Origin of the sequence: Xanthomonas bonasiae (assembly GCF_014836395.1) — a bacterium.
Classification (GTDB): Bacteria; Pseudomonadota; Gammaproteobacteria; order Xanthomonadales; family Xanthomonadaceae; genus Xanthomonas_A; species Xanthomonas_A bonasiae.
The window spans coordinates 588,676-607,313 of the sequence record NZ_JACSQX010000001.1 but is presented as its reverse complement, the minus strand read 5'-3'; the positions used below and the strand labels follow the sequence as shown (position 1 = coordinate 607,313).

At 68.8% G+C, this 18,638-nt stretch carries 17 protein-coding genes; 7 read left to right on the top strand and 10 right to left on the bottom strand.

Annotated elements, in window-relative coordinates:
* Positions 1-6 precede the first annotated feature (6 nt).
* From flgH to H9658_RS02650, 8 genes are all read right to left on the bottom strand, one after another.
* A complete protein-coding gene (flgH, locus tag H9658_RS02685) occupies positions 7-708 on the bottom strand; it encodes a flagellar basal body L-ring protein FlgH (protein WP_179564560.1) in 702 nt (233 codons plus the stop codon).
* Positions 709-734: 26 nt separating this feature from the next.
* Positions 735-1,520: a flagellar basal-body rod protein FlgG gene (flgG, locus tag H9658_RS02680; RefSeq protein WP_179564562.1), complete on the bottom strand. Its 786-nt coding sequence runs from the start codon at positions 1,518-1,520 to the stop codon at positions 735-737.
* Positions 1,521-1,637: 117 nt separating this feature from the next.
* Positions 1,638-2,393, bottom strand: a complete 756-nt coding sequence (locus H9658_RS02675) for a flagellar basal body rod protein FlgF (protein WP_179564564.1) — start codon at positions 2,391-2,393, stop codon at positions 1,638-1,640.
* 148 nt (positions 2,394-2,541) lie between these two features.
* On the bottom strand, positions 2,542-3,765 hold the full coding sequence (gene flgE, locus H9658_RS02670; protein ID WP_179564566.1) for a flagellar hook protein FlgE: 1,224 nt from the start codon (positions 3,763-3,765) through the stop codon (positions 2,542-2,544).
* Between the two features lie 25 nt (positions 3,766-3,790).
* Positions 3,791-4,462: a flagellar hook capping FlgD N-terminal domain-containing protein gene (locus H9658_RS02665; RefSeq protein WP_179564568.1), complete on the bottom strand. Its 672-nt coding sequence runs from the start codon at positions 4,460-4,462 to the stop codon at positions 3,791-3,793.
* A gap of 38 nt (positions 4,463-4,500) precedes the next feature.
* Positions 4,501-4,908: a flagellar basal body rod protein FlgC gene (flgC, locus tag H9658_RS02660; RefSeq protein WP_145708233.1), complete on the bottom strand. Its 408-nt coding sequence runs from the start codon at positions 4,906-4,908 to the stop codon at positions 4,501-4,503.
* A gap of 2 nt (positions 4,909-4,910) precedes the next feature.
* Complete coding sequence (gene flgB / locus H9658_RS02655) at positions 4,911-5,312, bottom strand: flagellar basal body rod protein FlgB (protein WP_179564570.1); 402 nt, start codon at positions 5,310-5,312, stop codon at positions 4,911-4,913.
* A 150-nt stretch (positions 5,313-5,462) separates the two neighbouring features.
* Positions 5,463-6,407, bottom strand: coding sequence for a chemotaxis protein (locus H9658_RS02650; protein WP_179564572.1), 945 nt, complete (start codon positions 6,405-6,407; stop codon positions 5,463-5,465).
* 115 nt (positions 6,408-6,522) lie between these two features.
* On the opposite strand from H9658_RS02650, the gene flgA reads away from it, so the two are divergent.
* The 4 genes from flgA (at position 6,523) to H9658_RS02630 (ending at position 9,225) form a co-directional block, all read left to right on the top strand.
* On the top strand, positions 6,523-7,167 hold the full coding sequence (flgA, locus tag H9658_RS02645; RefSeq protein WP_191824284.1) for a flagellar basal body P-ring formation chaperone FlgA: 645 nt from the start codon (positions 6,523-6,525) through the stop codon (positions 7,165-7,167).
* Positions 7,168-7,232: 65 nt separating this feature from the next.
* A complete protein-coding gene (gene flgM / locus H9658_RS02640) occupies positions 7,233-7,550 on the top strand; it encodes a flagellar biosynthesis anti-sigma factor FlgM (protein WP_179564574.1) in 318 nt (105 codons plus the stop codon).
* Positions 7,547-7,891, top strand: coding sequence for a flagellar protein FlgN (locus H9658_RS02635; protein WP_179564577.1), 345 nt, complete (start codon positions 7,547-7,549; stop codon positions 7,889-7,891). Before flgM ends, H9658_RS02635 begins: the two co-directional genes overlap by 4 nt.
* Positions 7,892-7,995: 104 nt before the next feature.
* Positions 7,996-9,225: an ATP-binding protein gene (locus tag H9658_RS02630; RefSeq protein ID WP_179564579.1), complete on the top strand. Its 1,230-nt coding sequence runs from the start codon at positions 7,996-7,998 to the stop codon at positions 9,223-9,225.
* A 134-nt stretch (positions 9,226-9,359) separates the two neighbouring features.
* Here the strand turns inward: H9658_RS02630 and H9658_RS02625 are convergent, their stop codons facing one another.
* Together H9658_RS02625 and H9658_RS02620 are read right to left on the bottom strand one after the other, a co-directional pair.
* The gene (locus tag H9658_RS02625; protein WP_179565595.1) at positions 9,360-11,084 is read right to left on the bottom strand and encodes an EAL domain-containing protein; all 1,725 of its coding nucleotides are present in this window, start codon (positions 11,082-11,084) and stop codon (positions 9,360-9,362) included.
* A gap of 5 nt (positions 11,085-11,089) precedes the next feature.
* Positions 11,090-13,189 (bottom strand): PAS domain-containing sensor histidine kinase, encoded by a 2,100-nt coding sequence (locus tag H9658_RS02620; RefSeq protein WP_225209679.1) that lies wholly within the window; start codon positions 13,187-13,189, stop codon positions 11,090-11,092.
* A gap of 172 nt (positions 13,190-13,361) precedes the next feature.
* Between H9658_RS02620 and H9658_RS02615 the strand changes: the two genes are divergently transcribed.
* From H9658_RS02615 to H9658_RS02605, 3 genes are all read left to right on the top strand, one after another.
* Positions 13,362-16,151 carry a sensor domain-containing protein gene (locus tag H9658_RS02615; RefSeq protein WP_179564581.1) on the top strand — a complete coding sequence of 930 codons (2,790 nt, stop codon included), beginning with the start codon at positions 13,362-13,364 and terminating at the stop codon, positions 16,149-16,151.
* Between the two features lie 394 nt (positions 16,152-16,545).
* A complete protein-coding gene (locus H9658_RS02610; RefSeq protein ID WP_191824235.1) occupies positions 16,546-16,794 on the top strand; it encodes a hypothetical protein in 249 nt (82 codons plus the stop codon).
* Between the two features lie 81 nt (positions 16,795-16,875).
* Complete coding sequence (locus H9658_RS02605) at positions 16,876-18,630, top strand: ABC transporter permease (RefSeq protein WP_191824234.1); 1,755 nt, start codon at positions 16,876-16,878, stop codon at positions 18,628-18,630.
* The last annotated feature ends 8 nt before the right edge of the window (positions 18,631-18,638 follow it).

The window sequence follows — 18,638 nt, the reverse complement described above, 5'->3', positions numbered from 1 at the left end:
CAGGCCTCAGTACGGCGAGATGCGCGAGTTGAAGAAGCGGCTCAGCCAGCCCATCGCGTTGGATTGGGCGACGGCGCCGCGGCCGCCGTAGGCGATGCGCGCGTCGGCGACCTTGCTGGACGGAATGGTGTTGTCCGCACCGATGTCGGCGGCGCGGACGATGCCTTGCACCTGCACCAGTTCGTCGCCCTGGTTCAGGCGCAGGTTCTTCTGCCCCTGGATCACCAGGTTGCCGTTGGGCAGGCGCTGCACCACGGTCACGGTGATGCTGCCCTGCATGGTGTTGCTCTGTGCGGTGTTGCCCTTGCCGGCGAAGCTGCGGTCGCCGCTGGTGCTGTTTTCGAGCACGTTGATGCCGTTGACCGTCAGCGGCGCGCCGAGCAGGGTCGGCGTGGCCATGGTCACCGCGTCCTTCTTGGTGATGCTGGTGTTGGCGGTGGAGCTGGCGTTGGTGCTTTCGACCAGGGTGATGGTCAGCAGGTCGCCGACGTCGCGCGCGCGCCGATCCGAATACAGCGACAGACTCGGGCCGGCGGCGTAGATCGCGCCGGCGCTGGGCTGCGCGGGCTGCGCCACCACCGGCACGATCGGCGCCATCGGCGCATACGGGCGCACGTCGCCGGCGGCGATGCCCAGCCCGGCGCAGCCGCCGAGCAGCGCGGGCAGGACCAGCGCAGCGATGAGAGAGAAGGAGGACGGACGCGACATGGCGGTTTCCAGAAGAAGTGTCGGGATCAGACGTTGTTGTTCAGATAGCCGAGCATCGAATCGGTGGTGGAGATCGCCTTGGCGTTCATCTCGTAGGCGCGCTGGGTCTCGATCATGCTGACCAGCTCCTCGACCACGTTGACGTTGCTGCCTTCCAGCGAGGCCTGCACGGTGGTGCCGAGGCCATTGAGACCGGGCGTGCCGTTCTGCGCCGGACCGGAGGCGGCGGTTTCCGCGTACAGGTTCTCGCCCTTGGCCTGCAGGCCCGAGGGGTTGATGAAGTCGCTCAGCGTCAACGAACCGATCTCTAGCGCCGCGGCGGTGCCGGCGACCTGCACGCTGACCGTGCCGTCGGTGCCGATGGTCAGCGACTGCGCGCCTTCCGGGACCTGGATGCCGGGCTGGATCGCATAGCCGCTGTTGGTGACCAGTTCGCCCTGCGAGTTGATCTGGAAGCTGCCGTCGCGGGTGTAGGCCGAGGTGCCGTCGGGCATCTGCACTTCGAAGAAGCCGCGGCCGTTGACCATCACGTCCAGCGCGCGCCCGGTCTGCTGCGGATTGCCCTGCTCGAAATCCTTCGAGGTGGACACCACGCGCACGCCGGTGCCCAGCTGCAGGCCCGAGGGCAACTGCGTCTGCGCCGAGGTCGCGCCACCAGGCTGACGCACCTGTTGGTACAGCAGGTCCTCGAAGCTGGCGCGATCGCGCTTGAAGCCGGTGGTGTTGGTGTTGGCCAGGTTGTTGGACACGACCGACATGCGCGTCTGCTGCGCATCCAGTCCGGTCTTGGCGACCCACAAAGCCTGATTCATGACCCGATTCCTCTGATGGTGGCCCCGAGATCCGCGAGGGGCAGGGGGACTGATGCATGTGCCGTGCCACAAATGCGCCGGCTTTTCGTCGGCAGCGGCGCGGCGCCCATGGCGGGCTTAGCCGTTCAGGCGCAGCATGGTGTTGGCCGACTGCGCGTTCTCGTCGCCGTGCTTGATCACCTTCACCTGCATCTCGAACTGGCGCTGCAGCTGGATCATCTGCACCAGCGCGCCGGCGGCATCGACGTTGCTGCCTTCCAGCGCACCGGTGTGCACGGCGGTGCCGGTGGCCAGGGCGAAGGCCTGGGTCGGATCGTCGCTGATGTTGCGCATCAGCCCGTCGGGGCGGCGTTCCAGGCGTTCGGCCGGCGCCTGCACCACCTTCATCTTGCCGACCACGGTCATCGCCTGCGGGCCTTCGCCCAGCGGCACGATCGACACCGAGCCGTCGCCGCCGATCTCCAGCGACTGGTGCGGCGGGATCGCCATCGGATTGCCCTGGTCGTCGAGCACCGCGCGGCCGCTGGAGGTGACCAGCTGGCCGTTCGGGGTCAACGCCAGTTCGCCGCCGCGCGTGTACGCCTCCTTGCCGTCGCTGGCCTGTACCGCCAGCCAGTTGTCGGCGCTGAGCGAGACGTCCAGCGCATTGCCGGTCACCTGCTGCGCGCCGACATCGCGATTGAAGCCCTGGTCGATGTGCAGCGCATCGATCCGCGACGGATAGCCGGCGCCCTTGATGCGGTACGCCTCGGTATTGGCCAATGCCGCCTTGAAGCCGGCGGTATCGACGTTGGCCAGATTGTGCGACACCGTGCCCTGCGCCTGCAGCGAAGCGCGGGCGCCGGTCATGGCGACGTAGAGTGCTTTGTCCATGGATGTGAGCCGTGATTCGGGATGGGGGATTCGGGATTCGAAGAAGCGGGGGTGCCGCAAACGATCAGGGGTGGCGTGCAAGGCTGGCTTCCGATCGACGGAATGCCAGCCGTGACGAATCACCAATCCCGAATCACCAATCCCGGCCTTAACGGATATTGATGATGGTCTGCGTGACCTGGTCCTGGGTCGAGATCATCTGCGAGTTGGCCTGGAAGTTGCGCTGCGCGACGATCATGTTGACCAGCTGTTCGGTGAGGTCGACGGTGGAGGCTTCGAGCGCGCCGGACTGGACGCTGCCGAAGTCCGACGTGCCCGGCGCGCCGGTGCGCGCGTTGCCCGAGGCCGAGCTTTCCGCCCACACGTTGTCGCCGAGCGAGCTCAGCCCCTGCGGATTGACGAAGTTGGTCATCGCCACCTGGCCCAGCGCCTTGTCGGCGTTGTTGGAGTAGCGCGCGTAGACCACGCCGCTGGCGTCGATGCTGATCGAGTTGAGCTTGCCGCTGGCGTAACCGTCCTGGCGCGCGTCGCGCAAGGCGAACGCCTCGCCGTACTGGGTCGAGCCGCTGATGTCCAGGGTCAGGTTGAGGGTGCCGGCGCCGGTGCTGGGGGTGAAGGTGCTCAGCGCGATCCTGCCGTCGGCGGGCGTGGTGAGCTTGCCGTTGCCGTCGAACTGGATCGTGCTCGGCGTGCCGACCGCGGTGCCGTCGACGTAGTTGTGCACCTGCCATTCGTTGGCGTTGGCGGTCTTGACGAAATACGAAGTCTGGGTGTGGCTGACGCCCAGCGAATCGTAGACGGTGATGCCGCCGGTGGAATGGTTGTAGCTGTTGGCGTCGGCCGGATCGAAGGTGGTCACCGTCGGCACGCTGGCGTTGCCGGGCAGGGTGAACATCAGGTTCACCGTTTCGCTCTGCTTGGGCGAGCTGTCGGTGGTCAGCAGCTGCAGGTCGCTCAGCGTGCCGACCGCGAAGCCGTTGCCGTTGGCCGCCGGCGGGAACACCTGCAGCCTGGCGCCCTGCGGGTTGACCACGTAGCCGTTCTCGTCGGTCTGGAAGTTGCCGGCGCGCGAATAGACCTTGGCGCCGTTGTTGGTCAGGGTGAAGAAGCCGTCGCCGGAGATCGCCAGGTCCAGGTTGCGCCCGGTCGGGTCGACGTTGCCCTGCGAGAACTGCTGGGCGACGTTGCTGACCCGCACGCCGGCGCCGATCGCGTTGCGCGCCAGGCCGTAGCCGGTGGCGGAGAACAGGTCGGCGAACTCGGCGCGCGACTCCTTGAAACCGGTGGTGTTGACGTTGGCGATGTTGTTGGCGGTGACGTTGAGGTCGGAGTTGGCCGCTTTGATACCGGACAGCGAAGTATTGAAACCCATGATGGACTCCTGTGGATTGGCCGGCTCAGCTGACGCGGAGCACGTTGGCGAGCGGGGCGGTGCCCAGCCCGGTCAGGTCGAGGTAGATGCCGTCCGAGCCGATGGTGGCGCTCTCGACCGGGGCCTGGACGTAGGTGGACAGCGCGGTGTTGGTGCCCTTGCTGTCGGTATGCGTGGCGGTGACGCCGTAGGCGCCGGCCGGCATGCGCTCGCCGGCGGTGTTGGTGCCGTCCCAACTGAAATTGACTTCGCCGGCCTTGCTGGCGGTGACGCTGATCTGCTTGACCGCGTTGCCGTTGGCATCGGTGACGGTGAGGTTGACGATGCCCGCGCTGGGCGCGGCGATCACGCCGGTGGTGCCGCCGTCGCTGCCCAGCGGCATCGTCGCCGACGGCACCAGCACCTTGTGCCCGACCAGCTGCGCGCCGCGCAGGATCTGGTCGGTGCTCATCGAATCGGACAGTGCGGTCACGGTCTTGTTGAGGTCGCCGATGCCCTGCACGGTGGACAGCTGCGCCATCTGCGAGACCATCTGGCTGTTGTCCATCGGCTTGAGCGGATCCTGGTGCTGCAATTGCTCGGTCATCAGCTTCAGGAAGTCGGCCTGGTCCAGCGACGAGGACTTGTTGGACGTGCTGGTGGTGCTGGAGGCGGTCAATCCGAGGCTGGAATAGATGTCGCTGGAAACGGTGCTCATCAGTACGTCCTAGGCCGTTAGGCGGCGGGAGGGAGGGCTCAGCGGCCCATGGACAAGGTGGCCAACGCCAGTTCCTTGGCGGTGTTGAGGACTTCCACGCCTGCCTGGTAATTGCGCGAGGCGGAGATCAGGTTGACCATCTGCGACACCGGGTCCACGTCCGGCGAGTAGATGTAGCCGTCGGCGTCGGCGAGCGGATGGCCGGGCTCGTAGCGCTTGATCGGCGGATCCTTGCTCTGGGTGATTTCCTTGACGTTGACCGCGGTCAGGCTGCTGTCGTGCGGGTTGCGCACCGCCTGGAAGATCGGCTCGATCGGCTTGTAGGCCGCTTCGGCCGACCCGGCCACCGAATCGGCGTTGGCCAGGTTGCTGGCGATGGTGCTCAGGCGCACCGACTGCGCTTGCAGCGCGGAGCCGGCGACGTCGAAAATCGGCAGATTGCTCATGCTTATTGGCCTGTGATCGCGGTGAGCATGCTGCGCACCTTGGATTCGACGAAGCTCAGCGAGGCGCGGTATTCCAGCGCGGCGCGGCCGTAGGCGGCACGTTCGGTGTCCGCATCGACGGTATTGCCGTCGAGGCTGGGCTGGTTGGCCTCGCGGGTGACCTGGAACGGATTCAGCCCGGTGCTGCCGCCGACCGCGATGTGGCGGCTGTCGGTGACCTGCATCTGGCTGCCGTCGCGCTGGCCCTGCGCGGCGCGCATCGCCGCGTCGAAATCCAGGTCCTGCGCCTTGTAGCCGGGCGTGTCGACATTGCTGAGGTTGCTGGCGATCAGCTTCATCCGTTGCTCGCGCAGCGGCAGGGCGTCGCCGTGGACACCTAGGTAGGATGAAATCAGATTGGGCATGGCGCGCTCCCGCGGTTCGTTGCAGGAGTACAGGCAAGGTCTGTGCCAGAACCGGGGGGCGCGCCGTGCGGCGCGGGGGAACGGCCTTCGCCATTGCGGCGGAAGGCGTGCTGCTGGGCGCCCGGCGTCGCGCGCCGGGGCCGCGAAACGCTAGGCGGCCTGGGCCTCGGCGACCACCCGCAGCCGCGCCAGCACATAGTCGGCCAGTTCGTGCGGGCTGTACTTGGCGACGAAGGCGTTGGCGCCGACGCGCTCGACCATGGCGTTGTTGAACACCCCCGACAGCGAGGTGTGCAGCAGCACGTACAGGCCGGCCAGGCCGGGGTGGCGCCGGATTTCCGTCGTCAGCGTATAGCCGTCCATCGCCGGCATCTCGATGTCGGAGATCACCATGGCGTAGCGGTCGGCCGGATTCTCGCCGCCGGCGTGGATCTGCAGGAGGTGGTCCAGGGCCTGGCGGCCGTCGGACAGCAGGGTGGCGCCGACCCCGAGCTGGTCGAGCACGCTGCGGATCTGTTGCCGCGCCACGCGCGAGTCGTCCACCACCAGCACCTGCAGCTGCGAGCCGGTGAGCGCCAGCGACGGGTCGATCAGCGCCTCGGTGCGGTTCTGGGCAATGTCGGCCAGCACGCTTTCCACGTCGATGACCTGGATCAGCTCGCCCTGGAAGCGGGTCACCGCGGTCAGGTAGCTGGATTCGGCGCCCAGTTCCGGCGGCGGATGGATGTCCTCCACCGCGATGTTGACGATGCGCTCCACGCCGCTGACCAGGAAGCCCTGCACCGAGCGGTTGAACTCGGTGACCACCAGGTAGCCGGGCGCCTTGTCGGCCTGCGTCTCGCGTTCCGGATGGCCGATCGCCAGGCCCAGGTCGAGCACCGGCACCGAACGGCCGCGCACATCGGCGACCCCGGAGAATTGCAGTGGCAGCCCCGGCACCTGGAACAGCTCCGGCCGGCGCAGCACTTCCTGCACCTTGAAGACGTTCACGCCAAAAAGCTGACGGCCGCCCAGCCGGAACAGCAGCAGGGCAAGCCGATTGTGGCCCGCCAAGCGGGTGCGCTGGTCGATTCGGTTGAGCAGGTCATGAGACATGGGGTTCATATCGGCGCCTTCGCGGCGGAACTTGAGGCCGGGCTGTCGGCGACGGGCGCGAATTGCGGCACGGGCTTTGCATGGGACTGGCGACACCTTCATTAGAGAGACGGCCATGCGCCTGATCCTGTTAGTGGTCCTGCTGGCGGCGATGCCGGCCTGGGCCGCGGAATTCCAATCGGTGGACTCGATCCGCGCCGCGGCGCTGTCCACCCTTGGCGCCGATGCCGAAGCCGAGGCGACGCTGGACCCGTCGGTGCGCGTGCCGCTGTGCCCGGTGTCGCTGCAGGCGCAGCCGACCGGGACCACGACAGTGGAAGTGAGTTGTCCGCGCGAGGCCGGCTGGCGCCTGTTCGTGCCGGTCAAGGTGCGGCGCCTGCAGAACGTGCTGGTGCTGGGCCGCGGCCTGGCCGCTGGAGAAACCGTCGGTGCCGCCGATATGGTCGTCGAGAGGCGCGACGCGGCGCGGATCGTCGGTGCGGCAATGACCGATCCGGCCGCGGCGATCGGCAGGGTGGTGCGGCGCACCCTGCCGGCCGGCACCTTGCTGTCGGCCAGCGATCTGGTCGCGCAGCGACTGGTGCGGCGCGGCGACAATGTGGCGCTGGTGGCGCGCAACGGGGCGCTGGAAGTGCGCATGGCGGGGCGCGCGCTCAGCGACGGCGGCGAGAACGAGCGGGTGACCGTCGAAAACCTGTCGTCTCGCCGCGTCGTTCAGGGAACCGTGTCACAAAATGGCGACGTTTTTGTGACGCGTTGAGATCTGGCCTAAAGTTCGTCGGTGTAGGGCCGTTACCTACACCGAACCCGTAGCAGGATTTCGTCATGAGCCAGAAAATTGAAGGGAATTCGCCGACCCAGGCCACCCTTCGCACGTCGACCGTCAACACCAAGGCCGCCTCCGGCGCGTCCGAGGACGGCAAGACGAGTGCGGTGGGCGCCACGGCCGCGACCGACAGTCTGCGCCTGACCGGCGAAGCGTCCGGGCTGCAAAGCCTGCAGCGCGAGCTGGCGGCGGCGCCGGCGGTGGACAGCAACCGCGTCGAGTCGGTGCGCAGCGCGCTGCAGAGCGGCAGCTACAAGATCAATCCGGACGCGATCGCCAGCCGCATGCTGCAGATGGACCAGCAGCTCAGCGCATGAACACGACCGTGACCAACCCCTTGCAGCAGCTCAGCGACGCACTCGCCGGCGAACGGCAGGCGTTGTTGGATCACAACGTGGAAGGCCTGATGCAGGCGACCGGCGACAAGCTGGCCGCGCTGCGGGCGCTGGAGGCCAACGTGCCGGCCGGTGCCGAGGCCGAGTCGCTGCTGCGCCAGCTGGCCGACGCCAACCGCGCCAACGGCGCGTTGCTGTCGCGGCGGCGGCGCGAGGTCAACTGGGCGCTGCGGCATCTGGGGCGCAGCGAGAGCGCCTCGTCCTACGATGCCAACGGCCAGTCCAGCACCTTGCGGATGAGCCGCCCGCTGGCGATCGCCTGAGAAACGCCAGGCGCGTCACCGCATGCCGGCCATGTGCCGGCATCCACGCACCTGGCGATGGCATCGGCGTATATTGAGCGTCCGCTCGTTACCCGTTGCCTTTCGTGAATTTCGCCGATCCCGATTACACCGACACGGTGCCGTTGCCTTCGCGCAAGAGCTTGCTCGCGCTGAGCGAGCTGATCGACGAAGGCCTGGTGCTGTTCCGCGCCGACGGCCGCCTGTTGCTGGCCAACAGTGCCGCGCGCGGCCACCTGTGCAATGCCGAAGTCTTCGACGACTGCGCCCTGGGCGAGCGCCTGGCACAGTGGCTGCCCAGCGATGCGCTGTCGCAGGCGCGCAGCCATGGCCGCTGGAGCGGCAGCCTGCCGACCGAAGAACACGTGGTGCTGGCGCATCTGTATTTCCATGCCGACGGCGACGATGGCCACTTTCTGGTGCTGATCCAGGGCATCGAAGGCCAGCAGGACTACGAACAGGAACTGCAGCAGCGCCACGCCGAGTTGCGCCAGGCCTATCTGCGCCTCAACGGCGCGCAGGAAAAACTGCTGCAGTCGGAGAAGATGGCCTCGATCGGCCAGCTCGCCGCCGGCGTCGCGCACGAGATCAACAACCCGATCGGCTACGTGCATTCCAACCTGGGCAGCCTGCAGGAATACCTGCGCAGCCTGTTCACCCTGATCGAAGCCTACGAGCGCGCCTTGCGCGCGCCCGATCCCAAGGCGCTGATCCCGGAAATCGACGACATCCGCAACCGCTTCGACATCGACTTCATCAGCCGCGACCTGCCGCAGCTGATGGCCGAGTCGCGCGAAGGCATCGAGCGGGTGACGCGCATCGTGCGCGACCTCAAGGATTTCTCGTACTCCGGCCGCGAGGAATCGTGGAAGCTGGTGGACCTGCATTCCGGGCTCGAGTCCACGATCAACATCATCTGGAACGAGCTCAAGTACAAGGTCACCCTGGACCGCCACTACGGCAACCTGCCGCTGGTCGAGTGCCTGCCGTCCGAGCTCAACCAGGTGTACATGAACCTGCTGCTCAACGCCGGCCAGGCGATCGGCGAGCGCGGCACCATCGTGGTCAGCACCGGCCAGGACGGCGAGGAGGTCTGGATCGAGTTCAAGGACTCCGGCGCCGGCATCCCGGCGGACCTGCTGCAGCGCATCTTCGACCCGTTCTTCACCACCAAGCCGGTCGGCAGCGGCACCGGCCTGGGCCTGTCGATCTCCTACGGCATCATCAACAAGCACCACGGCCGCATCGACGTGACCAGCACCGTCGGCGAGGGCTCCAGCTTCCGGATCGTGATTCCGGTGAGGCAGCCGAAGTAGCCGGGATTCGGCATTCGGGATTGGGGATTCGCAAGAGCGGTTTTGCGCTTGCTGTCCCGGTCCGTGCGTGTCGAGGAAAAGCCTGAATCGCGGCTTTTGCGAATCCCGAATGCCGAATCCCGAATCCCGGCCCGTCAGGGCCCAGCATCCCGCCGCTGTTCGTCGTGCGTGCGGAACGCCTGGCGGATGTGTTCGCGCAGTTCGTCGTCGTTCCAGGGCTTGGTCAGGAAGCGGTAGATCGCGCCGCGGTTGATCGCGTCGGTGACCGTGGCCAGGTCGGTGTAGCCGGACAGCACCAGGCGGATGGTGTCGGGGTAGAGCATCTTCACCCGGCCCAGGAACTCGGTGCCGCTCATGTCGGACATGCGCTGGTCGGACAGGATCACCTGCACGTCGTTGGTGGCGAGCAGGTCGAAGGCGTCGCGCACGTTGCCGGCGGCCAGGATCCGGTAGCCGTCGCGGCGGAACAGGCGCACCAGCGAGCGCAGCACGTTCTCCTCGTCGTCGAGCAACAGCAGGGTGCGGTCCGGACGGGTCTCGGTGAACGATTCCGGGCGCAGGTAACGCCGGCGCAACGCCATGCCCGCGGCCTCGGCCGACATCGGCTCGCCGAACAGGTAGCCCTGGAAGATGTCGCAGTCGTTGCGGCGCAGGAAGCCCAGCTGCGCCTGCGATTCGACGCCGTTGGCGATCACCACCATGCCCAGCTGGTGGCCCATGGCGATGATGGCGCGGGCGATCGCCGCCTCGCGGTTGCCGGCCGGCGCGCTCTTGATGAAGCTGCGGTCGATCTTCAGCTTGTCCACCGGATAACGCACCAGCGCACTGAGGCTGGAATCGCCGGTGCCGAAGTTGTCCAGGCTCAGGCTGATGCCTTCGCGGCACAGGTTGGCCAGGGTCTCGTGGACGAAGTTGACGTTGTTGGTCAGCGCGCTTTCGTTGATCTCCAGCACCATCATCTGCGGCGGCACGCCGGCCGCCTGCAGCGCCGACATCACTTCGTTGAAGAAGGTCGGGCGCAGCAGCTGCAGGGTGGAGACGTTGACCGCGATGGTGAAGTCGTCGAAACCCTGGTCGCGCCATAGCCGCGCCTGGCGCAGCGCGCCCTCCATCACCCAGGTGCCGATCTGCACGATCACGCCCAGCCGCTCGGCGGTGCGCATGAACCGTTCCGGCACCAGGATGCCCAGCGTCGGCGATTGCCAGCGCAGCAGCGATTCCATGCCGACCACGCGGCCGTCGCGGGCGCTGACCATCGGCTGGTAGCGCAGGCGCAGCTCGCCGTTGGGGATCGCATCGACGATCTGCCGCGAGATGATGCTCTCGCTGTGCGCGCTGGGCGGGCCGTCGGCCGCGTACAGGCGCACCATGTTGCCGCCTTCGCGCGCGGCCTGGTAGACCGCGTCCTCGGCGTAGTCGAGCAGCGTGGACAGCCGCGTGGAGTGTTCCGGGCACAGGCTCACGCCGATCTTGCCGGTCATGAACAAGGTGTACGGCAGTACCGACAGCGGCAGTTCGATCTGCTGCCGCACCTCTTCGGCGAAGGCCTCCGGCGGCGGCACGTCGGCGGTGCGCGGCACCGCCATGACCAGTTCGTCGCTGCCGTGGCGCCACAGCAGGCCGCGCCCGCGCAGGTGCGCCTGCAGCCGATGCGCCAGCAGCGCCAGCGCGTGGTCGCCGACTTCCGCGCTCATGTTCTCGTTGATCGAGGCGAAGTGGTCGATGTCGATGTGCAGCAGCATCACCCCCGGCCCGCCGGCCAGCGCCTCGGCGATCATGCCGGTCAGCGCCGGGTGGCCTGCGCCCAGGCGCGACGGAAGTTCGTCGTCTGGCGGCACGGGGGCAGCGGGATTCCACATCGTCTTCAGGGTCCAGGTGGGTGCGTCGGCGTCGCCGCCGTCGTGTAGGGCAGGCACAGCGTCACCCGCGTGCCGGCACCGGGCGCGGTGTCGATCTGCAGGGTACCGCCTGCGCTCTGCGCGCGCTCGCGCATCACGATCAGGCCCAGTCCGCGCGGTCCGGCCGGATCGAAGCCGTCGCCGTCGTCGACCACCTCCAGGCGCAGCTGCCGGTGCTGCTCGTCGCTCAGCGCCATGCGCACTTCGCCGGCGCAGGCGTGGCGCAGCACATTGGTCAGGCTTTCCTGCGCGATGCGGAAGCAGGCCTGCTCGACCTCACCGCTGGGCCGCGCGGGCAGGGTGGCGATCTCCAGCTGCAGGCGCACCGGCGAGGCGCGGAACAGCATGCCGGCCTGCCAGCGCAGCGCCGCCTCCAGCCCGAGCGCGTCCAGTTGCGGCGGGCGCAGCAGGGTGGACAGGTTGCGCAGCTTGGTGATGCTGCTGTCGGCCAGCTGCACGATCTCGTCGAGGTCTTCGCGGCGGCGCTCGGCATCGGTTTCGTCCAGCGCCGCGTGCGCGGACAGCTTCATCGCGGTGATCGCCTGGCCGATGTCGTCGTGCAGGTCGCGCGAGATCGCGCGGCGCTCGTCCTCCTGCAGCGAGAACAGCCGCCGCGCCATCGCCTGCAGCTCGCGGTTGCTCAGCGCCAGCGCGTCGCGCATGCGCTCGGGCTCGCTGAGATCGCGCACGATCAGCAGCTTGCAGTCGCGGCCGCTGTAGCGCACCTTGCCGAACGACAGCCCGGCGTGGAACAGCGAACCGTCGCGGCGGCGCATGCGCGCGGCGGCGCCGCGCTCGCCCTTGTCGCCGGCATCGCGCATCTGCTCGCGCACCTGCTGCAGATCGCTGGGGTAGACCAGGCCCTGCAACGGTTCGCCGAGCAGGTTCTCGCCCTCGTAGCCGAACTGCCCGGCGCAGGCGGCATTGGCGTACAGCACGTGTTCCTGGTGCAGGATCGCCACTCCGTCGGGCAGCACCCGCACCAGTTCGCGGAACTGTTCCTCGCGCTCGTGCAGCAGGCGCCGCGAGCGTTCGTGCTCGGTTACGTCCTGCAGGGTGCCGCGCACGCAGGCCGCGCCATCGTCGTCGTTGGCCGATTCGGCGCGCAGGTGCAGCATGCGCGCCTGACCGTCGGCGGCCAGCACCGGCAGCAGCATGTCCAGTTGCACCGGCGCGGTGCCGCACAGGTCCTCGAGCATGCGCTGGATGCGCGCCTGCGACGCCAGGTCGGCGGGGATCAGCAATTCCTCCAGGCGATGCTGGCGCGGCGACTCCGGCGCGCGCCGGCCGAGCATCCGGTAGACCTGGTCGGAGTAGCGGCCCAGGCCGCTGGCCGGGTCCAGTTGCCAGGAACCGAGGCGGGCGATCGCCTGCGCTTCCTCCAGCCGCAGCAGCGCCTGGTCGCGGCGCTGCTGCGCCTCGTGCTCGGCGCTGCGGTCGCTGATCACCACCAGCCGCGCGCCGCGGCCGCGGTAGTCCAGGCCGGTGCTGCGCGCCTCGACCATGCGCTGGCTGCCGTCGCGCAGGCACAGCGGCTCGGCCACCACGCAGACCTTGGAGGGGGCGTCGCGGATCGCCTGGATCACGTCGCTCATGCGCTCGGCGGCGCCGGGCGGCCACAGCCGGCCCAGTTCCAGCCCGACGAAGGTGTCGTGCGGCCACCCGAAAAAGGCGATCGCCGCCGGATTGACGTCCACCACCCGCAGCGTTTCCGGATCGTAGACCAGCATCGGGCTGGGATTGGCCTGGAACATCTGCCGGTAGCCGGCCTCGGACAGCGCCAGCTGCGCGTGCACCTGCACCGCCCCGCGCACCAGCGGGCGCAGCAGGCAGTACAGGGCGATGGCGGTCAACAGCAGGAACACCGCGTCGTTGACCAGTTGCAGCATGGCCAGGGTCTGCGTGTCGTCCACGAATCGAACCAGCAGCAGGTCGCTGCCCAGCGACCAGATCAGGCCGACCAGCAGGTACAGCAGCGCGGTCCGCCAGATTCCCCGGTCCAGCCGCTGCGCCAGACGCATGCCCGAGGACGGGGAGGTCGGGGAGAGATCGCGTTGTGGTTGCATGCCCCGACAGCCCGATGCGGCGGTATTCGTCCGCCGCCATCTTACCGGCAAGCGGCCATTGCGGCCCAGCGCGACCGGCGCCGCGGCCGGTCGGGCGCTCAATTAATGCCGCCGGGTGCCGTTATCACCTTCGTCCGCCAGCACCAGCGCGGCAGAAACGGAGCACCTCGGCGTGGATCAAGGCGTCATCGCAAGCTTGCTGCAGCATCCGCTCACCTCGGCCGTGGTCCTGTTGGACGCCGAAGGGCGGCCGCTGGCCGCGAACCGGGCCGCGCAGGCGCTGGAGCTGCCGCGTACGGTGGAGGCCTATGCCGAGCTGATGCGCGACGTGCGCGAGCGCCTTGTCAACGGCGAGAGCATGCTCGCCTGCGCGCTGCCCGGCACCGCCGGGCGGCGCCTGGACGGGTGGCTGCGCGCGGTGCGCGACGATGCCGGCGCGCTGTTGGCCTATACCCTGAGCGTGCCCGAGCCGGTCGGCAGCGACGGCGCCACGCGCTGGGAAATCGCCCTGGACAGCGCCGAACACGGCCTGTGGGACTGGGACATCCCCAGCGACCGGATCTTCCGTTCCGAGCGCTGGAAGCAGATGCTCGGCTACGAAGGCAACGCGCCGGACTACGGACTCAACGCGCTGCTGCCGTTGGTGCACAACGACGACCAGGCGCGCCTGCGCGAGGCGATCCGCGCCCATTTCGAAGGCCGCAGCGCGACCTACGTGTGCGAATTCAGGCTGCGCCAGCAGGACGGCCAGTGGCGCTGGATCCTGGACCGCGGCCGCATCGTCGCCCGCACCGCCGACGGCAGCCCGCTGCGCATGGTCGGCACGCATACCGACATCCACGAACAGAAGCTGCTGGAGCAGCGCCTGCGCGACCAGCAGACCCTGCTGCGCGAGGCGCAGCGCATGACCAGCATGGGCAGCTGGTCGTGGGATCCGTTGCAGAACCGGATCTGGTGGTCGCGCGAGTTCCTGCGCGTGACCGGCCTGGCCGAGGATCAGGTGCCGAGCAGCCGCGGCTGGCTGCGCCTGCTCAGCCGCGAGTCGGCGGCGCAGGTGATCTCCACCTGGCGGCGCATGCAGCGCGACGGCAAGCAGGCCAATTTCGAGGTCGAGCTGGTACGCGGCAGCGAGGCGCCGCTGCACCTGCGGGTGTGGGCGCAACCGCAGCTGGAAGCGGACGGCGCCGTGCAGCGCGTGCTCGGCCAGGTGCAGAACATCACCGAGCAGCGCCAGACCGACGCGCTGATCCGCTGGCGCACCGAACTGCTCAACCGCGTCTCGGCGCTGGGCAAGATCGGCGGCTGCGAGATCGAGGTCGGCACCCGGCGCATGCAATGGACCGAGGAGTGCTACCGCATCCACGGCCTGCGCAAGGAAAACATCGACCTGGACCAGGCGCTGGCGCTGTACACGCTGGATTCGCGCGACGCGTTCGAAACGGCGCTGGCGCGGATCGCCCACGGCGGCCTGCCCGAGCAACTGGACCTGTGCTTCCATCGCCCCTCCGGGCACCGGGTGTGGGTGCAGGTGCTGATCGAACTGGACGACCGCGACGGCCTGCCGCCGCGCTTCGTGGTGCTGTTCCGCGACATCAGCCGCGAACGCGAGGCCAGCGAGCGCATCGAACTGCTGGCCCACTACGACCTGCTGACCGGGCTGCCGAACCGGCAGCTGCTGCGCGAGCAGGCGGAAGCGGCGATGCACGACGCGGTGGAGCGCGGCAGCACCCTGGCGATGCTGTTCGTCGACCTGGACGGGTTCAAGAGCATCAACGATTCCTTCGGCCATGCCACCGGCGACGCGTTGCTGAAACTGGCGGCCACGCGCATGCACCAGCAACTGCGCACCAGCGACCTGTTCGGGCGCTTCAGCGGCGACGAATTCCTGGTGGTGCTGCGCGACCTGGCCGAGCCGGGCGATGCCGGCCATGTGGCGCGCAAGCTGATCGCGGCGCTGGCCGAGCCGCTGCACAACGGCGAGAACGTGATCAAGATCGGCGCCAGCATCGGCATCGCCTTGATGGAGGAGGGGCGCCAGGACTTCGACAGCCTGCTGCGCGCCGCCGATGCGGCGATGTACGCGGCCAAGGAATCGGGCCGCAACACCTGCCACTACTACAGCCAGGACGTGTTGCTGCGTGCGCAGCGGCGCCTGGAGATCGAGCATGCGCTGCACGGCGCGCTGGACCGCGAGGAGTTCTCGCTGGTGTACCAGCCGCTGGTGCATGCGGCCGGCGAACGCGCGCCGGCGGTCGAGGCGCTGTTGCGCTGGCACCGCCCCGGCCACGGCCATTGCAACCCGGCCGAGTTCATTCCCATCGCCGAGGAATGCGGCGAGATCGTGCGCCTGGGCGACTGGGTGATCAACGAGGCCTGCCGCCAGGCCGCGGCCTGGGATGCGGCGGGGCTGAGCTTCGACCGCGTGTCGGTCAACGTCTCGGCGATGCAGCTGCGCGACCGCGGCTTCGCCGAGCGGGTGATCGAGCTGTGCCAGCGCAACGGCTGGTCGCCCAAGCGGCTGGAGCTGGAACTGACCGAATCGGCACTGATCCGCGACACCGAATCGCTGCGCCGCTGCTTCGAACTGTTCGAGCAGGAAGGCGTGCTGCTGGCGGTGGACGACTTCGGCACCGGCTTCTCCAACCTGCATTACCTCAACCGCTTCCCGGTGCAGCGGCTGAAGATCGACCGCAGCTTCGTGCAGGACATGCTCATCGACAGCGGCACCGCCAAGGTCACCCAGGCGATCGTGCAACTCGGCCATGCGCTGGGCATGCAGGTGGTGGCCGAGGGCGTGGAGACGCCGCAGGAGGAGGCGCTGCTGCGCGAGCAGGGCTGCGACGAGATCCAGGGCTATCTGCACTCTCGGCCGCTGCCGCCGCGCGAGCTGGCGGCCTGGCTGCGCGCGCGCCAGGCCGAGACCCCGGCGACGCTGCCGCGGCTGGTGCTTGCTGGCCAGTGAACGCTCGCCGCCGGCGCCCGTCGGACGCTGTTGCGGTACCGCGGTTGCTGGCTATACTTCGCGCCCATCGTTCCCGGCCAGAGGCCACTTCCTTGGACAGTCATCCTAGACCGACGCTGCAGCTGTCGAGCTGACAGGACCGCCAAGGTCTGGGTTCGTCCCAGATGGGTCCCGTCCGCTCAGGACGGGATCGTTCGCCACCGCCGCACCGGCGCTGGCAAGACACTCCCGCAGTACGCAAGCCCGATCCGCGAGGACCCCGAGCGTGGCCACTGGCGTTTCCGCATTCCGGAGCCGCCCATGCATCTGTCGTCGTCGTTGTCGCCATGCGCCGCTTGAGCGCCGCCGGTTGTGCGTACGCGCGCCCGCCGCGGTCCATGGTCCGCGGCGGGGCATGCTGCCGCCGCTGCTCGATCCGCGCCGCACGCCGGCGCGCGGCAGCGGCGCGGCTGCCGGTCGCGCCGCCGGCACCCCGATCCGGCTGGGCATGTGCCGTCACGAACGCGTTGCGGCCCTGGCCGACGCCGGCGCGCCTGCCGCAATCGACGCCGCGACCGGCATCGGCCAGGTGGCCTCTGGACACACCACGAACGCGACGCAGCAGCGGCTGACGCCTGGCTTGCATATTCGCTTGCCACACTGAGCGGTCGTCCCCCGCCGGTTTCCCTCATTCCCTACCATCCGTGCGGCGCAGCTGGCGCCGCCGTCCTGCCGGAACCTTCCCATGGTGCTATTCCCCCGCGACCGCAACGCGCCCGGTACTGTCGCCGCACGCCCCGGCGTGCTGCCCAATTTCCACGATCTGGCGGTGTTCGCGCTGCTGCTGGCGCTGGGCGTATTGCTGTTGCACGGCGCCGCCGACATGCGCGCGCCGCTGCCGCCGCCGGGCACCGAAGCGGTCTCGCTGGATCTGCGCCAGCTTCCCGAATACGGCCTGCGCACCACCTTGCGCATGTTCGCGGCGATGGCCGCCTCGCTCATGTTCACCTTCGTCGTGGCGACCCTGGCGGCCAAGAGCCGCCGCGCCGAGCGGCTGATCGTGCCGGCGCTGGACATCCTGCAGTCGGTGCCGGTGCTGGGCTTCCTGACCTTCACCGTGACCTTCTTCCTGGGCCTGTTTCCCGGCCGCCAGATCGGCGCCGAGCTGGCCTCGATCTTCGCCATCTTCACCAGCCAGGCCTGGAATATGGCGTACTCGTTCTACCAGTCGCTGCGCAACGTGCCGCGCGACCTGGACGAGGTCACGCGCGGCTTCGGCCTGTCGTCGTGGCAGCGCTTCTGGCGGCTGGAAGCGCCGTATGCGACGCCGGCGCTGATCTGGAACATGATGATGTCGATGTCCGGCGGCTGGTTCTTCGTGGTCGCCTCCGAAGCGATCACGGTCGGCGACCACACCCTGGAACTGCCCGGCATCGGCTCCTACCTGGCGTTGGCGATCGCGCAGCGCAACTTCGCCGCGGTCGGCTGGGCGGTGCTGGCGATGGGCGTGCTGATCGTGCTGTACGACCAGTTGCTGTTCCGCCCCATCGTCGCCTGGTCGGACAAGTTCCGCGCCGAACTCACCGCCTCGCAGGACAAGCCGCAATCGTGGCTGTACGACCTGCTGCGGCGCACCCGCCTGGCCAAGCGCCTGGTCGCGCCGCTGGCCTGGGTCTGGCAGCGCACCTTGCTGCTGCGCTGGGCGCCGCGGCGCCCGCGTCCGGCGGCGGCGCCCGTGCAGGACGCCAGCGGCAACGTCTGGGGCGACCGGCTATGGAGCGCGGCGCTGGCCATCGCGGGACTGGCCGCGGCCTGGTTCGCGTTCGACTACGGCCGCCAGCACCTGCGCCTGCACGACCTGGCCGAGGCGTTCGGCGGCGGCCTGGCCACGCTGCTGCGGGTGGTGGTGCTGATCGCGCTGGCCAGCGTGGTGTGGGTGCCGATCGGGGTGTGGATCGGATTGCGCCCGAAGGTGGCGCAGCGGGTGCAGCCGCTGGCGCAGTTCCTGGCCGCGTTCCCGGCCAACGTGCTGTTCCCGTTCGCGGTGCTGGCGATCGTCGCCACCGGCGCCAATCCCAACATCTGGCTGTCGCCGCTGATGATCCTGGGCACGCAGTGGTACATCCTGTTCAACGTGATCGCCGGCGCCAGCGCGTTTCCCACCGACCTGCGCGAGGCGGCCACGGTCTACCAGCTGCGCTCGTGGACCTGGTGGCGGCGGGTGATCCTGCCGGGCATCTTCCCGTACTACATCACCGGCGCGCTGACCGCCTCCGGCGGCTCGTGGAACGCCAGCATCGTCGCCGAACTCGCCAGTTGGGGCGACACCCAGGTGCAGGCCTACGGGCTGGGCTCCTACATCGCCCGCGCCACCGCCGCCGGCGACGGCGCGCGGGTGCTGCTCGGGGTGGCGGTGATGTCGCTGTTCGTGACCGTCTTCAACCGCGCGGTGTGGCGGCGCCTGTACGCCTTCGCCGAACGCCGCCTGCGCTTCGACTGACCATCCTT

Excerpts from the sequence above, each read along its gene's own strand:
- flgC (WP_145708233.1), bottom strand. The coding sequence starts at position 4,908 with ATGAGCAATCTGCCGATTTTCGACGTCGCCGGCTCCGCGCTGCAAGCG.
- H9658_RS02605 (WP_191824234.1), top strand. The coding sequence starts at position 16,876 with ATGGTGCTATTCCCCCGCGACCGCAACGCGCCCGGTACTGTCGCCGCA.
- H9658_RS02665 (WP_179564568.1), bottom strand. The coding sequence starts at position 4,462 with ATGAGCACCGTTTCCAGCGACATCTATTCCAGCCTCGGATTGACCGCC.
- flgM (WP_179564574.1), top strand. The coding sequence starts at position 7,233 with ATGAGCCAGAAAATTGAAGGGAATTCGCCGACCCAGGCCACCCTTCGC.
- flgG (WP_179564562.1), bottom strand. The coding sequence starts at position 1,520 with ATGAATCAGGCTTTGTGGGTCGCCAAGACCGGACTGGATGCGCAGCAG.
- flgE (WP_179564566.1), bottom strand. The coding sequence starts at position 3,765 with ATGGGTTTCAATACTTCGCTGTCCGGTATCAAAGCGGCCAACTCCGAC.
- H9658_RS02650 (WP_179564572.1), bottom strand. The coding sequence starts at position 6,407 with ATGTCTCATGACCTGCTCAACCGAATCGACCAGCGCACCCGCTTGGCG.
- flgA (WP_191824284.1), top strand. The coding sequence starts at position 6,523 with ATGCGCCTGATCCTGTTAGTGGTCCTGCTGGCGGCGATGCCGGCCTGG.
- H9658_RS02625 (WP_179565595.1), bottom strand. The coding sequence starts at position 11,084 with ATGTGGAATCCCGCTGCCCCCGTGCCGCCAGACGACGAACTTCCGTCG.
- H9658_RS02635 (WP_179564577.1), top strand. The coding sequence starts at position 7,547 with ATGAACACGACCGTGACCAACCCCTTGCAGCAGCTCAGCGACGCACTC.
- H9658_RS02675 (WP_179564564.1), bottom strand. The coding sequence starts at position 2,393 with ATGGACAAAGCACTCTACGTCGCCATGACCGGCGCCCGCGCTTCGCTG.
- flgH (WP_179564560.1), bottom strand. The coding sequence starts at position 708 with ATGTCGCGTCCGTCCTCCTTCTCTCTCATCGCTGCGCTGGTCCTGCCC.
- flgB (WP_179564570.1), bottom strand. The coding sequence starts at position 5,312 with ATGCCCAATCTGATTTCATCCTACCTAGGTGTCCACGGCGACGCCCTG.
- H9658_RS02610 (WP_191824235.1), top strand. The coding sequence starts at position 16,546 with ATGCTGCCGCCGCTGCTCGATCCGCGCCGCACGCCGGCGCGCGGCAGC.
- H9658_RS02620 (WP_225209679.1), bottom strand. The coding sequence starts at position 13,189 with ATGCAACCACAACGCGATCTCTCCCCGACCTCCCCGTCCTCGGGCATG.